Origin of the sequence: Mycobacterium rhizamassiliense (genome assembly GCF_900157375.1) — a bacterium.
GTDB lineage: Bacteria > Actinomycetota > Actinomycetes > Mycobacteriales > Mycobacteriaceae > Mycobacterium > Mycobacterium rhizamassiliense.
Window position 1 is genome coordinate 1,837,224 of sequence record NZ_LT721901.1, and the last position, 14,812, is coordinate 1,852,035.

Here is a 14,812-nt window from a genome sequence, read left to right on the forward strand (position 1 = left end):
CGCGTCTTGGCGACGTTTGCCATTCGCGCACGAAAACTCCGTCAAGGCCGGACAATTTCACTGCGCGCCTGCGCATTGAACGGGGAGGCCAGCCGTGAGCGCACCGACGGAGCACCCGTCCGAGGTTGGTGTCGTCAGCCTTCTCGACTGGGTCTGCGCCAAGCGGTCCAGCGCGCAGGCCAACCGGCTCGATCAGCTGGTGCACGCGCTCAACGAGATCGTCGCCGAGGGCGCGCTGCCCGCGTTCTGACCGCCCGGCCCGCCTGTCGTAACAGGCTGCGTACAGGTGGTGCGTTCAAAATAAGGGGCGAAGGCCCGCAACGCGGCCGCGAGCACCCCCGGAAGGCTGGCCAGCGCGATGAAAACCCCAGGTCTCGGGTTTGGCGCTTTGGGGTCGTTGCTGTTGACCGCCAACGGAACCGCGGTGCCGCTGGGCCCGGCGAAGCAGCGGGCGGTGCTGGCCATGCTGTTGATCCGGCGCAATCGGCCGGTGTCGGTCGAGGCGTTGATCGATGCCGTGTGGGACGGCGATCCCGTGCCGGCGGCGCGGACCAGCATTCAGTCCTACGTGTCGACGCTGCGCCGGCTGCTGCGGGACGCCGGCGGCAACCCGAACACCGTGCTGGCGAGCGCGCCGCCGGGATATCAGCTCAACGTCGCCGACGCCGAATGCGACGTCGGCCGGTTCCTTGCCGCGAAGACCGCGGGCATTGCGGCCGCCGCGGCGGGCGATTGCGAGGAGGCCAGCAGCCGCCTGTCGGCCGCGTTGAGCGAATGGCGCGGGCCGGTGTTCGACGACCTGAGTGGCTTCTCGTTCGTCGACGCGTACGCCACCGCGCTGCTGGAGGAGAGGCTGGCGGCCCACACCGCGCGGGCCGAGGCCGAGATCGCGTGCGACCGGCCGGGCGCGGTGATCAGCGAGCTGGAGGTGCTGGTCTCCCGCTATCCGCATCACGAACCGTTGTGGGCGCAGCTGATCACCGCCTACTACGTCACCGAGCGCCAATCGGACGCGCTGCGCGCGTACCGGCGGCTGAAGACGGAGCTGGCCGACGGGCTGGGCATCGATCCCGGCCCGACGGTGAACGCGCTGCACGAGCGGATCCTGCGACAGGAGCCGATCGCGGGCCGGCGGACCCGGGCGACGCCGCTGACCACCCGCGCGCAGCGCTCCGCCGGGCCCAAGTCGGCCTCGCTGGAGATCGCCGTCGTCAGCGAACCCGTGGTCGCCCGGCTGCGGGACGAGGCCGGGCGCCTGTACCGGCTCAACGGCGCGACCACCCGGATCGGTCGGCTCGACGACAACGACATCGTCCTCGACGACACCGAGGTCAGCCGGCACCACGCCGTAATCGCCGACACCGGAACGTCTTTCGTGATCACCGACCTGCGCTCGACCAACGGCGTCAAGGTGCAGCGCAGGCGCATCCGCCCCACCGCGGTGCTGGCCGACGGCGACAGTATCCGCATCGGCGCCCACGAGTTCATGTTCGAAATCCGCTCGCACTGAGCGCCCTTGGCGCAAACGCAAGAATTTCGCAAGAATTCCTCGACCGTCCGGCAAGGGCGTTAAGCGAGTCTAAGTAAGCCGGCCAGCGCGACCGGCCCCAACCAGGGATCCCCTCAGGTTCGAACTTCCCCTGGCTCGGGATACCTACGGTCAAAGGTAAGGAAGCACGCCATGAACGAGAACGTCACCGAAACCAAAGCAGACACCAAGCCGCAGAAGGTGTCCAAGCTCCGCATCGCTGCGGGCGTCGGGCTGGCCACCATCGGCCTGTCGATCGCCGGCTCACTGCTGCCGGCCGTCGCGTCCGCGGACCCGTATGTTCCGTGGAGCGGACCGCTGCACCCGTTCCGCCACTACGCGGCCAACGTCATCGACCCGGCCTGGGCTCTGTCGCATCCCCTTCGTGCGCTGGTCCCGTAGATTGGCCGGTGCTGCCCCGCTTCCGGAGTGAATCCCTCATCGTCCGGGAGCGGGGCAGCCCCGTCTCTAAAGTCCTTGTGGCTCAGCGCCTTAGCGGTGCGGGGTCCCAGAGTCCGCTGCGGGTGGCCGTCCCTAGCTGCAGATCGGCCGGCTGGGCGTCGGGGTAGTAGGGCGTCAACCGCTGCAGGCTGCCCCAGTCGCGCGACCAGTCGTCCCTGAGGTAGCTCGAAACCGTCGTCGCCTTCACCAGCAGCTCGGTGACGCCCAGCGGGCCGCCGCCGTTGTTGTCCATCACCGGCGAGTTTGCTTCGGCGCCAAAGCGATCCGGCAGGATGCGCCATCTGGGCGTCTCGTCCACACCGTTCTGATGACCGAACGGCCGCTGGCACGGGAAGGCCAGGCCGACCAGCCAGTCCAAGAACACCGGGTCCTGCGAGCCCACCACGTCCTGCAGCGTGCGCAGTTGCGGAATGCGCGGCGGCGTCACCGCGATCCAGTGCTGCGGCGCCAGGTCCTCATCGTCGGCGATCAGCCGAACCTGGGTGGCGGCCTGCGGGATCGCCGACAGCGGCAGCCGCAGATTGCGCCAGGCCGGTGAGGCCCCCACGTCGAAGAATTGGAACGACCCGTCCGGATGCCCGGCGGCCGCCGAGGCGTCGGTCGCCCACTGCAGCTGCACCTCGCGGGGGTCGAAGCGGCCGGCCGCGCTGACCACCAGCAGCGGCCCCGCCTTGTCGCGTGGCGGCAGCCGGTACCAGCCCGACCGCATCCGGGCGGCCACCTGAATGCCCGAGCGCCAGCTGCCCAGCACCGGCGTGCGGGCCGGATCCAGTTCGTAGGGCAGCTGGGTGTGCGAGCCGTTGATGCCGGGCGCGGCGCTGGTGCCGCCCTCGTTACCGGCCTGCCCGCCGGTGATGGTTCCGCGGTCGTCGACGAAGCTGCGGTCGCCGGGCCGTTCCATCACCGGGTCGGCGCTGACGTCGGACGGAATCCCGTTGGGCGTGAACGCTTCCGACAGCCCGGCACCGAGGGCGTCGCCCGGCGAGCCCGTCATCGGGGGAAGCATGCCGGCGTTGGGGTCCTGTTCCACCAGCACGTCCTCGGCGAGGCCGCAGGTCCAGCCGGCCTTGAAACCAGCAACAGCCTGCAGGTTGGAGCGGCCCACCGACCACGCCGGGTACTGGTCCGTCATCGCCAGGGTCAGCGACATCACCTCGAAGACCACCAGCGCCCATGCCGCAATTGCCAACGGGGACTGGACGATTCCGGCTACCTGCGCGCCGCGCCGCGTCCGCGGGCCACCGTTGTCGGGGGAGACGAAGTGGAACCACGCGGCGAGCAGCAGCACCAGCAGCGTCAGCCCCAGCAGCACGGTGCAAAAGCCATACTTCCATGCCGGGAACGAATTCGACCACGGCACACCGAAATTGGAGACATACCACCAGCCGTTGACGCTGGCGAACGAGTACGCCACCAGGAACAGCACCACGGCCGCGTACATGGTTCGGTTGCGTCTAGAGCGCATTGCCGCGGACATGACGGCCACCGCGGCCAGCGCCCCCAGTGATCCGGCCAGCCCGGCGAACACGCCGAAGTGGTGCGTCCACTTGGTCGGGGTGAACATGATCGCGACGAACGAGATGATGGTGATACCGACGATGCGGCGGCTCGGCCCGCCGGCCGTGCCGGGAATTCGCCCCTTGCGCAACGACATTGCGATCGTGATGCCGAGCGCGAGGATCAGCGCCAGCACGGCGAAGCGCCGGGCGACCGACCCGTCGGGGCTGGCCATGAACAGCCGCTCGTAGCGGATGTGCTCGTCGAACCAGCTGAGGCTCGGGCCGACCGCGCGCTTCAAGGCGGTCGCCTGCAACTCGCCGGCCAGGGTCTGGTCGCGGAAGATCAGGATGATCGTGACGGTGACCGCCGCCAGCAGCGGAGCCAGCAGCGGCAGCACGCCGAACTGTCGCGACCGGCGATGCAGGATGGTGCGCAGCGGCCCGATCGCGACCAGCAGCGCGCCGATCGACGCGATGCCTGTCGGGCCCGAGAACAGCGTCAGCGCGCCGATGATGCACGCCGTCGCGACCGGCAGCAGCCGGCTGGTGGCCACCGCGCGTTCCACCGAGCACCAGGTCAACAGGATGCCCAGCGCGATGATCGGCTCGGGCCGCAGGCCGTTGTCGAGCGGCAGCCACGTCGCCAGGAACATGCCCGCCGCCGTCCACGCCGCGGCCTTGCTGATCTTGACGGCGTGGCCCAGCCGGGGGATGACCTCACGGCTGATCACCCACCAGCACGTCAGCGCCATCACCAGCGTGGGCAGCCGCATCCAGATGCTGGTCGTGCTGACGTGTGCCCACAGCGCGAGCAGGTCGTAATACCAGCCGAACGGCGCCTCGGGCGTGCCGAACCAGCGGTAGTAGTTGGCCATGTAGCCGGCGTGCTCGGACACCCGGGCCATGGTCAGGATGTAGCCGTCGTCGGAGGTGTTGGCGCCGACGAAATGCCACCACACCAGCACGGCCGTGACCAAGGCGTCTAACGGGCCCATCGACCACCAGCGCGAAGGCAGGAAGCGGCGGTGCCGGGTGCCGTCGGCGGTGTCCAGGAAGTGCAGCGCGACCAGCGCGACGACGGTCAAGACCACGCCGAGGATCATCGCGGCCATCTTGAGCGGGGTCGGGTGGCTGCTGTAGCGCGTGTCGATGGTCGCCGAGAGGCTCAGCCCCGGCGGCGCGGGCCCGCCCAGATCGGTGAAGACGCCGACGATTTGGGGCCGGAAGTCGTAGCCGCTCTTCTCACCGCGCAGCGGCGCGCCTGGGTGCTCGGCGTTGGGGCCCTGCGTCAACCCGACGAATTCGGCGGTCACCCGGTCGGCGTGCGCGGTGAACGTCAGGCGCTGGCAGGCCGGGCTGAGCACCTGGCTCAACGGCGCCGAGACGACGGGGACGTTGCGGACGATCAGCACCAGGTTGTCGTTGGAGCGCTGGATCAGCAGACCACGGTCGACGGCCTTGGAGGCCTGCTTGGGCACCGTCGACAGCAGCACCGTCCTGCCGGTGTTCTGCAGCGCGGCGGCCGCCTCGCAGGGGATCGTGATGTTCAGGTCGGTCGCCACATAGCCGATCAGCGGGGCGTCGACGCTGGAGTAGGCGCCGTTCTGCGGCCAGTTCAGCCGGGCGGTGGTCTGCTCGACCGGCAGCACCGGGGTGGCGATCGCCAGCAGGGCTCCGAGCAGGCCGGCGACGATGGCGACGAGCCGAGCGATTCGGTGGTTCGATCCCGTGTCGCTCACGGAGGTAGATGGTAGTTCTTCGGCCAAGCCGGCTGAGGTGTCGGTCGCCATCGCCCGCTATGCCCCCGGCGTGCGGATTGCCAGCACAAAGGGGCCGATGCTGCGGACCACGAAATGCGGGTCCTCGAACAGCGCCGCCCGCAGGTCCACGGTGTAGCGGCGGACGTTGGGCTGGTTGGGGTAGACGTCCTCGGCCAGCCGCAGGGTGTAGTTGCCGTTCGCGCCGTGGCGCAGCAGGAACACCGTCGGCGGCGGCCACGGCGACGCGTCCAGCGCGTGGATCAGCTCGTCGGCGGTCTTGAGCTTGGACCACTTCTTGATCTGCGCGGCCCGCAGGTCGAACTGGGCCAGCGGGTTCGCGTAGTGCGACGTCAGGCCCTGGAAGCCCCAGTACGGGTAGTAGGACAGGAAGCTGTAGTCGGCGGTGAGCACGACGGTCTGGTCGGGCTCCTTGCCGGTGACGTGCCGGATGGTGTCGTCGATGACGGAGTAGTACTTCTCCGAGCCGGGCGGGCGCCGGTCGCCGCGCTGGCCGTGGCCGTCGGTGTCGGTGTAGGCGATGGTGAGGTCGGGCCGCAGCACGTCGGGGATGTCCTGGCTGAAGGCGACGGCCGCGGCCAGCCCGATCGCGGTGGCGATGGGGGCGATGGCGCGGCTCCTGCTCTTCAGGGCGAGCGTGGCCTCGACGAAGCCGAACGCGCCCGCGGCGACCAGTAGCACGCTCAGGGTCGGCTGCAGGCGGAACGACAGCAGCGTCATGCGCGCCAGCGTGGTCAGCATCGACAGCAGCGACCACAGGTAGACGGCCAGCACGCCGAGGCCCAGGCCGGCGGCCCGCACCGAGACGCGGGCGCGGATCACCAGCCACAGCGTGCCCAGCAGGCAGATCGAGCCCAGCAGCGAGAACTGCAGCATCGGGAACGTCAGCTCGGCGCCGTCGGCCGGCAGGTAGTGCAGCGCGCTGCCGGAGTCGCTGACCGGGTTGTGCAGCGTCCGCAGGAAGAACGGCAGGAAGGTGGGCGCCCAGCTGACCGCGGCGATAACGCCGATGACGGCCACCCGGCGCAGCGGGTCGAGCGCCGCCTTGAAGCCGCCGGCCCGCCAGCGCGACACCATCAGCAGCAGCGCCATCAGCCCAAAAGCGAACGCGGTGAAGCCGAACAGCAGCGTGTACCAGTTGGCGGTGAAGCCGAGGAACAGCCCGGCGCCGACGACGGCGGCCCAACCGCTTCGTGCCTCGAGCGTGACTGTGCCGTCACGCTGGGCGCTTGGGGCGCCGGCGCGCAGGCCCGACCACGTCAGCACCAGCACCGGCGGCAGCAGCATTGTGATCATCGCCGAGTACGGCTCCGGCGAGCCGTAGGCCAGCGTCACCGCCGCGGTCGCGGTCGTGACGATCAGCGCGTACTCGAAGCGGATCATCCGCCACCACAGCACCAGCGCGACGGTGATCGCGATGGTGATCGAGGTGATGGCCCACGGCTTGTAGATCTCCCACGCCGGCATGCCGGTCAGGGTGGCGATGCGCCCGCCGATCCAGAACCAGCCCGGGGGATAGAAGGGCGGCAGTCCCAGGTAGGTCATGTCGTGCAGGGCGGGACTGTCGGCGAAGCGGGTCAGATACTCGGTGCGGAACTGCTGGTCGACGGAGATGCCGAACAAGTAGAGCTTGCTGGCCCCCAACGGCATGCCCAGCGTCACGACGCTGAACGCGGAGACGAACGCCAGCCCGCCCAGCCGGGCCAGCAGCCGCGAGAAGCGGCCGCCGTGCCGCCACAGCCAGCCGACCGCCAAAAGCCCGGCCACGCAACCGACTTGGCCGACGGTGGTCAGCGCGTGCAGCTGGTTCGACGACGGGAACGCGGGCCACTGCACGCGGGAGATCGCGATCAGCGACACCACCGAGACGACGACGGACACCGCGACGCCGAGGGCCATCTGGCCGACGGTGGCCAGCGCGTTGCGCATGCTCAGATGGGCAGCTTGCGGAAGATGGGCCGCGGGATGTGCCGCAACACCATCATCACGTACTTGAATGCTCCTGGCGCCCAAACCAATTCCTTACCTTTTGCGGACGCGGTCACCGCGAGGTTGGCGACGTACTCCTTGTCGACGGTCAGCGGCGCTTCCTTGACGTGCGCGCTCATCCGGGTTCGGACCTGGCCCGGACGGATCACCAGGACGCGAACGCCATACTCCCGCAGGGCTTCCCCGAGCCCGAGGTAGAAGCCGTCCAGCCCGGCCTTGGTGGAGCCGTAGACGAAGTTGGACCGCCGCACCCGCTCGCCGGCCGCCGAGCTCATCGCGATGATCTGGCCGAAGCCCTGGGCGCGCATCTTCTCGCCCAGCAGCACGCCCACCGAAACCGCTGCCGTGTAATTGATCTCGGCGGCCAGCACGGCCTTGCGCTGGTCCTGCCACAGCTCCTCGGCGTCGCCGAGGATGCCGAACGCCACGATCGCCACGTCGACGTCGCCGCCGGCGAACGCCTGCTCGATCATCTTCGGGTGAGTGTCGGGGGCGGTGGCCTCGAAGTCGATCAGCTCGACCGAGCGCGCCCCGGACGCCTGCATCTGCGCGACCGCGGCGTTGCGGCCCGGGTCATCGGGCATGGCGGCCAGGATGATTCGCGCGTGCGCGTTCTGCAGGTAGCGCTCACAGATCGCCAGCCCGATCTCGGACGTGCCGCCGAGCAGCAGGATGGTCTGCGGGTTTCCTACGGCGTCGAGCACCATTTACAAAAGCTCCAAACGTCGGGCCATGTCGGAGGCGAAGACCCCCGTCGGATCCACCTTGCGGCGCACCGCAATCCATTCGTTGATGCGCGGATACATGGCGTGAAAGGTTTCGGCATTCACTCGAGAGTCCTTTGCGGTGTACACGCGACCGCCGAATTCCAACGCGCGACGGTCGAGTTCGTTGAGGAACTCGTTGACTCCGGGCTTGTTGGGGAAGTCCATCGCGACGTTCCACCCGGCCATCGGGAAACTCAGCGGCGCGCGGTTGCCCGGACCGAACAGCTTGAACACGTTCAGCGCCGAATAGTGACCGGTGGTTTGGATCCAGCGGATGATGTCCTTGAATTCGTCCATCGCATCCGGCGGGACCAGGAACTGGTGTTGTGCGAAACCCGTTGGGCCATAAGCATTATTCCAACCACTGACCAGATCGAGCATGTGGTAGAACTGCGACAGATTCTGGATCTTGGCGGTATAGGTTCCGCCCAGCCGGTAGTACACCTCACCGATCGCCATGAAAGACAGCTTGTTCATGGCGCTGATGGGAAAGACGTTGGGCACCGTCAGCAGCTGCGGCGCATCGAATTTCAGCGGATTCCTGGCGAGCTTCTTGGGCAGCTGATCCAGTCGCGCCAGGCTGCCCCGGCTGACCGAGGCCCGGCCGAGCTTCGGCGGGGGATTGATCAGATCGAACCAGGCGCTGGAGTAGGTGTAGTTGGCTTCGCTGCCGTCGACGTGCACCGCGACCGTCTCGTCGAGGTCCTTGGTCGCGATGCCGTCGGCGATGAAGTACGCCGTTTCGGTCGGCGTCATCGCGATAGCGGCGCGCAAGACGATCCCCGTCAGCCCGTTGCCCCCGACCGTGGCCCAGAACAGCTCGGCGTCCTCGCCCTCGGGAGTGAGCGTGCGCAGGGTGCCGTCGGCCATCAGCAGGTCCATAGACCGCACATGGTTGCCGAAGCTGCCCGCGCTGTGATGGTTCTTGCCGTGGATGTCGCAGGCGATCGCGCCGCCGACGGTGACCTGCCGGGTACCCGGCAGCACCGGAACCCACAGCCCGAACGGCAGCGCCGCCTTCATCAGCTGATCCAGGCTGACGCCGGCGTCGACATCGACCAGCCGGGTGTCGGCGTCGATCGAATGGATGCGGTTGAGCAACGTCATGTCCACCACCACGCCGCCGCCGTTCTGGGCGTTGTCGCCGTAGGAACGGCCCAGCCCGCGGGCGATAAGGCCGCGTCCGCCCGAGTCGGCGACCTGGGCCACCGCCTTGGCGATCACCTCGGGGTCTGGGGTCGACAGCACCTGGGCCACGGACGGCGCGGTGCGGCCAAAGCCCATCAGCCGGGTGGTGGTGGTCGGAAAATCAGCGCTCAACATCGTCAAAGAGGGTACCGCTTGGTTCGGTGACGATGCGGGACGCTTGTGTCCCGCTCAGGAGGCGGACAATCGAATCTCGCCAGGTCGGTCAGCGGATGCGGAAGATAACGGCTCGCTGCACGATGAAGTTGATGACCGTCGCGGTGCCCTGCGCGATCACGAACGCGATGGGCATCGCCAGGCCCTGGTAGTGCATCAACACCAGGCAGAAGTGGTTGAGCCCGACCTGTACGGCGAACGTGATGGCGTACAGAACCATGACCGCGATGAACCGCGCCGTGCTCGGCGAGGCCTGGAAGGTCCAGCGGCGGTTGATCAGGTAGGCGGTGATGGTCCCGACGACGAAGCTGATGGCCTTGGACAGGTCGACCTGCAGCCCGACGCCTTTGTATAGCGCCGCGTACAGGCCGAAGTCGACGACGGCGGCCAGCCCGCCGGTGATGACGAAACGCGTGACCTGTGTGGTCAGGCTCAAGGGCGGGGACGGCGTCGCGATCCCGGGCTCTGGCGGAAGCATCGCGGGAAGTCTAACGGGGGAGGGGGCGTGCCTACTTGGGCAACTTCATCGAGATCAGCTCGACCTGGTTCTCCCCTTGCGGCGTCGTGTAGGTCACCGTGTCGCCGGCCTTGTGGCCGACCAGGGCCAGCGCCAACGGGCTGCGCGCGGTCAACGTCTCGGCCTCGCGTCCGACGGGCGTTTCCTCGACGATGGAGATGACGTGCATGGTGACAACCTCACCGTCGGAGAACTTGAGCTTGACCTCGGTGCCGCCCGGCAGAAGTTCGGATCCCTCGTCGTGCGACGGATCGGTGCGCAGGCGGCGGTCCAGTTCGTTGATCCGGTCGGCGAGGACGACGAGCTCCTCGGCGCGCTGGATGGCCTCGGCCGCGTCGCCGTGATCGCCGGTCATGCCGCGGTCGTTTCTGACCTCGAGTTCCAGCTGTTCGCGCCGCTGTCGCAGCCGGTCGAGCTCCGCGGCCAGGCTCTCTTTCGCCGCGTCCGCCACAGATTGGACTTTTTTGCGCACGTCGCCGACCTTTCGCATGCGTCCACTTGGTTTCGCCAATTATTCATTCATACGCCGCAAAACAGCGCATTCGCTTTTTTGGCCACGGCGGCGCGCGTCGGTGTGTTGTCTCGGTGCTGGTCAAAACGGTTTTGCTACCCAGGGCGGGAGTTTTCTGCGTTATACCTGAACTTCGTTGGGCTCCGGTTTCGGCGGCTTTCGAGCCGATCACCGAGGCCCCGGCCGGTCCCGGATCTGGACCCCTGGCCGCCGCGGCGGCGTGGGCGGCGGTGGCCGCTCGGGGGGGACGCGGTGCGTGGCCCGCTGACGCTATGGGGGGAGCTTTGCTTGCCCGCCGACTAGCCTTGCGACACAGACGAATTCGATAGGGCCGCCGCTCTAACGCGGCGTCGGGCGGGCCGGCCAGGGCTTGTTGAGAATTGGCGCGGCGCAAGCCCCTTCAATTGCCGTGTGTGTCAGTTAAATGAAATTCCATACCCAGAGCATTTTTTTATGCGTTTTATGTGAATGCCGTCCGATTGGAGCTAGGCTCCGGTTCGTTACGGGGGTTCGCCGAACTGTTCCGAGAGAGCAGGGGCCATGGATTTTGGGCTATTGCCCCCGGAGGTCAACTCCGGGCTGATGTATGCGGGCCCCGGATCGGGACCCCTGCTGGCCGCCGCGGCGGCGTGGGAGGTGGTCGCCACCCAGCTGGAATCGGCGGCCGGGGGTTATTCCTCGGAACTGACGGGCCTGACTGGCCTGGCGTGGTTCGGGCCGTCGTCGATGGCGATGTCCGCCGCGGCCGCACCCTATGTGGCGTGGTTACTGGCCGCGGCAACCCAAGCCGGGGTGACCGCCATACAGGCCTACGCGGCGGCGGCGGCCTATGAGGCCGCCTATTTGATGACGGTGCCGCCGCCATTGATTGCGGCCAATCGGGCGCAGTTGATGGCGTTGATCGCTACGAATTTCTTTGGGCAGAACACCCCGGCGATCGCGGCGACCGAGGCCCAGTACCTGGCGATGTGGGCCCAAGACGCGGTCGCGATGTATGGGTATGCCGTCGATGCCGCGGCCGCCAGCGTCTTACAGACGTATACCGAGCCGCCGCAGACCACCAACCCGGCCGGCCAGAACGCGCAGAGTGGTGCGGTAGCGCAAAGCGCCGCCAATTCCGTTGGCGCGCAGACCCAGTCGGTGATCCAGCAGCAGCTGACCTCCACTGCCGCGGGCCAGCAGCAGTTGGTTTCGGCCACCGAGACGCAGCAGCTGACTTCGGTCGCGGCTCAGCAGTTGGGTTCGGCCGAGGAGAGCCAGCAGCTGGGTATGCCTATGGCCGTCCAGCAGCTGGGTGCGACGGTCCAGAGCGAGCAGCTGGGTTCGAGTGCGGCGGTGCATCAGTTGAGTTCGCCGGTGGTTTCCCAGCCGTTGAGTGCGCCTGTTAGTTCCCAGCAGTTGGCCGGGTCGACCGCATTGCATCAGCCGGCCGCGCCCGCTATCTCGCATTCGGCTGCGCCGGCGGCCTCGCATCAGCCGGCGACGACCGCGGCCTCCCACACGGCCGCTCAGGCCGGCTCGCGCCCGATGACCCCGACGGCCTCGCAGCAGTCGGTCACGCCTACCGCCTCCCCAAAATCGACTGCGCCGACGGCCAGCTCGCCGCAGTCGGCCGCGCCTTCCGCCTCCACGCAGTCGGCCACACCGACGGCGACCTCGCCGCAGTCGGCCGCGCCTGCGGCCTCTCAGCAGCTCAGCGCGAGCGCCGCGTCCCAGCAGTCGGCCGCGGCTTCCGAGCCCACCGTCACCGTCAACGGCGTCACCTACATTGACCCCGAACTGCCGTCCACGATCTCTAACGGCCAAACCATCACCATCGGGTCCGGCTTTGACTACACGGTCCCCGTCGGCGGAACCGAGGTCCAAAGCGGTGGCTCGATTATCGTCCAGCAGGGCGGCCTGCTCACCGTCGACAACGCGCTGACCATCGACGCCAACGCCACCGTGACCGACAGCGGCAGTCTTACGGTCGGCTCCACCCTGTCCGATAGCGGCAGCCTGACCGTCACCGCCGGGGGAACGCTGACCGATTCCGGCGTTATGACGGTCAACAGCGGCGGCATGCTCACGGTGAGTGCGGGCGGCACCGACACCGGCTTCGTCACCGTGACCGGCGGCGGCATGCTCGGCGACGGTGGGACGGTCACGGTCAACAGCGGCGGCGTGCTCACGGTGAGTACGGGCGGCACCGACACCGGCTTCCTCACCGTGACCGGGGGCGGCACCCTGTCCGACGGCGGGGTGCTCACGGTCGGCCACGGGGGCACCCTCACGGTCAGCACCACTACCTTGACAGACACCGGCAGTCTCACCGTGACCGGCGGCGGCTCCCTGTCCGACGGCGGGACCGTCACGGTCAACAGCGGTGGCACCCTCACCGTCAGCAATGCCAGCATCACCGGTGACACCGGCAGCCTCACGGTGACCGGCGGCGGCACCTTGTCCGACGCTGGCCACGTAGCCGTCAGCAGTGGCGGCACGCTCACCGTGAGCCAGGGTGGCACCGACACGGGCAGCCTTACCGTGAGCAACATTTTGTCCGACGCGGGCACGATCAACGTCAACGCCGGCGGCACCCTCACCGATAACGGCAGCTTTTTCGTCAACGCCGGCGGCACCCTCAACGTCGGCGGCACCCTCACCGACCCCGGCACCCTCGACATCAATTATGTCCTGTCGGACTTCGGCGCGGTGAACGTGGACAGCGGCGGGGTTGTCAACGACGCCAACACAGTCTCGGTCGGTCTCAATGGCACCCTGACCATCGACCCTGGCGGCACCTTCACCGTCGACAACGCTGGCTTCCTTCTCAGCAGCCAGGGCACGATCACCGACTCCGGCACGCTGGTTGTCGACAATGGCGGCACCGTGGTCTTTAACGGCAGCTTTAACGTCACCGATGGCGGCGCGATGACGATTCAGTCCGGCGGCACGTTCATCGACAACGGCACCATGTTGGTGAGCTCTGGGGGCACGGTGATCGACTCCGGCCCGATCACCGTCGAGCACGGCGCGACGCTCAGCATCAGCACTACCACTACCGGTGATACCGGCAGCTTGACCATGACCGGTGGCGGCACTTTGTCCGACAGTGGGACGGTCACGGTTAACAGCGGCGGCACCCTCACCGTCAGCACTACCACCACCGGCGATACCGGCGGCTTGACCGTGACCGGTGGCGGCACTTTGTCCGATGGCGGGACGTTGACGGTCGGCCATGGCGGCGCGCTGACGGTGAGTACGGGTGGCACTGATACCGGCGGTTTGACGGTGACCGGTGGTGGCACGTTGTCGGACGGCGGGACGGTCACGGTGGGCCATGGCGGCGCGCTGACGGTGAGTACGGGTGGCACTGATACCGGCGGTTTGACGGTGACCGGTGGTGGCACGTTGTCGGACGGCGGAACGCTGACGGTGGGCCATGGCGGCGCGCTGACGGTGAGCACGGGGGTCGGCACCGATACCGGCGGCTTGACCGTGACCGGTGGTGGCACGTTGTCGGACGGCGGGCTGCTGACGGTCGGGCACGGGGGCACGCTGACGGTGAGTACGGGGGGCACCGATACCGGCACCCTTAACGTCGCCAGTGGCAGCAGTCTGGTCGAATTCGGCACGGTGACCGTAAATAACGGCGGGCAGATCAACGTCACCGGCTCCTTTGCCGTCGGCGCCTATAGCACGCTGAATATCGACCCTGGGGCCATCGTCACGGTCGAAAACGGTGGCCTTCTCAACGACATAGGCGTCGGCACCACTTTCACCGACTCCGGCACGTTGGTTGTCGATTCTGGCGGCCAACTGGACGTAGGCATCGCTGTGAATGTCGCCCATGGCGGCGTCCTGTCCGACAGCGGCACGGTCTCCATCTCCCCCGTCGGTGGTTCGTTGACCGACAGCGGGACGCTCACGGTCAACTCTGGTGGCACCCTCACCGTCGGCAGCCCCCCCATCAGTGGTCAGCCCGGCAGCCTCACGGTGACCGGTGGCGGCACTTTGTCCGACGGCGGCACGGTGACGGTCGGCCACAACAGCACCCTCACCGTCGGCACCACCACTGTCGGCGACATCGGCAACAGCCTGACCGTGACCGGTGGCGGCACCCTGTCCGACGGCGGGACGGTGACAGTCGGCCACGGCGGCACGCTGACCGTGAGCACGGGGGTGGGCACCGACACCGGCGGCCTGACGGTGACCGGTGGCGGCACCCTGTCCGACGGCGGGGCCGTCACGGTCGGCCATGGCGGCATGCTGACCGTGAGTACGGGGGGCACCGATACCGGGGCCTTGACCGTGACCAGTGGTGGCACCTTGTCCGACGGCGGCACGCTGACGGTTAACAGCGGCGGCGCGCTGACCGTGAGTACGGGTGGCACTGATACCGGCGGCCTGACCGTGACCG

At 68.1% G+C, this 14,812-nt stretch carries 9 protein-coding genes and 1 pseudogene; 4 read left to right on the forward strand and 6 right to left on the reverse strand.

What is annotated here, in order from left to right:
- The first annotated feature begins 94 nt into the window (after nucleotides 1-94).
- The 3 genes from MRAB57_RS28520 to MRAB57_RS08850 all read left to right on the forward strand — a co-directional run bounded on the left by MRAB57_RS28520 (nucleotide 95) and on the right by MRAB57_RS08850 (nucleotide 1,930).
- Entirely contained in the window at nucleotides 95-250 is a 156-nt protein-coding gene (locus MRAB57_RS28520) for a hypothetical protein (RefSeq protein ID WP_157900584.1), read from the forward strand.
- 108 nt (nucleotides 251-358) lie between these two features.
- The gene (locus MRAB57_RS08845) at nucleotides 359-1,510 is read left to right on the forward strand and encodes a BTAD domain-containing putative transcriptional regulator (RefSeq protein WP_077087228.1); all 1,152 of its coding nucleotides are present in this window, start codon (nucleotides 359-361) and stop codon (nucleotides 1,508-1,510) included.
- A 171-nt stretch (nucleotides 1,511-1,681) separates the two neighbouring features.
- Nucleotides 1,682-1,930: a hypothetical protein gene (locus MRAB57_RS08850; RefSeq protein ID WP_077087229.1), complete on the forward strand. Its 249-nt coding sequence runs from the start codon at nucleotides 1,682-1,684 to the stop codon at nucleotides 1,928-1,930.
- An 82-nt stretch (nucleotides 1,931-2,012) separates the two neighbouring features.
- Here the strand turns inward: MRAB57_RS08850 and MRAB57_RS08855 are convergent, their stop codons facing one another.
- The 6 genes from MRAB57_RS08855 to MRAB57_RS08880 all read right to left on the reverse strand — a co-directional run bounded on the left by MRAB57_RS08855 (nucleotide 2,013) and on the right by MRAB57_RS08880 (nucleotide 10,374).
- The gene (locus MRAB57_RS08855) at nucleotides 2,013-5,279 is read right to left on the reverse strand and encodes an arabinosyltransferase domain-containing protein (protein ID WP_077087230.1); all 3,267 of its coding nucleotides are present in this window, start codon (nucleotides 5,277-5,279) and stop codon (nucleotides 2,013-2,015) included.
- 6 nt (nucleotides 5,280-5,285) lie between these two features.
- Nucleotides 5,286-7,196: a galactan 5-O-arabinofuranosyltransferase gene (locus tag MRAB57_RS08860; RefSeq protein WP_077087231.1), complete on the reverse strand. Its 1,911-nt coding sequence runs from the start codon at nucleotides 7,194-7,196 to the stop codon at nucleotides 5,286-5,288.
- A gap of 2 nt (nucleotides 7,197-7,198) precedes the next feature.
- Nucleotides 7,199-7,963 carry a decaprenylphospho-beta-D-erythro-pentofuranosid-2-ulose 2-reductase gene (gene dprE2 / locus MRAB57_RS08865; RefSeq protein ID WP_077087232.1) on the reverse strand — a complete coding sequence of 255 codons (765 nt, stop codon included), beginning with the start codon at nucleotides 7,961-7,963 and terminating at the stop codon, nucleotides 7,199-7,201.
- Entirely contained in the window at nucleotides 7,964-9,346 is a 1,383-nt protein-coding gene (gene dprE1 / locus MRAB57_RS08870; RefSeq protein ID WP_077087233.1) for a decaprenylphosphoryl-beta-D-ribose oxidase, read from the reverse strand. It abuts the gene before it with no gap.
- 88 nt (nucleotides 9,347-9,434) lie between these two features.
- Nucleotides 9,435-9,863 carry a GtrA family protein gene (locus tag MRAB57_RS08875; RefSeq protein ID WP_077087234.1) on the reverse strand — a complete coding sequence of 143 codons (429 nt, stop codon included), beginning with the start codon at nucleotides 9,861-9,863 and terminating at the stop codon, nucleotides 9,435-9,437.
- 31 nt (nucleotides 9,864-9,894) lie between these two features.
- Complete coding sequence (locus tag MRAB57_RS08880) at nucleotides 9,895-10,374, reverse strand: GreA/GreB family elongation factor (RefSeq protein WP_077090489.1); 480 nt, start codon at nucleotides 10,372-10,374, stop codon at nucleotides 9,895-9,897.
- A 579-nt stretch (nucleotides 10,375-10,953) separates the two neighbouring features.
- Here MRAB57_RS08880 and MRAB57_RS28925 point away from each other — a divergent pair.
- Nucleotides 10,954-11,634: pseudogene (locus tag MRAB57_RS28925) on the forward strand (PPE family protein); the annotation flags it as partial.
- Between the last annotated feature and the right edge of the window lie 3,178 nt (nucleotides 11,635-14,812).

Bases quoted from the DNA above. Each gene is read 5' to 3' on its own strand.
- MRAB57_RS08845 (WP_077087228.1), top strand. From the start codon at position 359: ATGAAAACCCCAGGTCTCGGGTTTGGCGCTTTGGGGTCGTTGCTGTTG.
- MRAB57_RS08850 (WP_077087229.1), top strand. From the start codon at position 1,682: ATGAACGAGAACGTCACCGAAACCAAAGCAGACACCAAGCCGCAGAAG.
- MRAB57_RS08855 (WP_077087230.1), bottom strand. From the start codon at position 5,279: ATGGCGACCGACACCTCAGCCGGCTTGGCCGAAGAACTACCATCTACC.
- MRAB57_RS08860 (WP_077087231.1), bottom strand. From the start codon at position 7,196: ATGCGCAACGCGCTGGCCACCGTCGGCCAGATGGCCCTCGGCGTCGCG.
- dprE2 (WP_077087232.1), bottom strand. From the start codon at position 7,963: ATGGTGCTCGACGCCGTAGGAAACCCGCAGACCATCCTGCTGCTCGGC.
- dprE1 (WP_077087233.1), bottom strand. From the start codon at position 9,346: ATGTTGAGCGCTGATTTTCCGACCACCACCACCCGGCTGATGGGCTTT.
- MRAB57_RS08875 (WP_077087234.1), bottom strand. From the start codon at position 9,863: ATGCTTCCGCCAGAGCCCGGGATCGCGACGCCGTCCCCGCCCTTGAGC.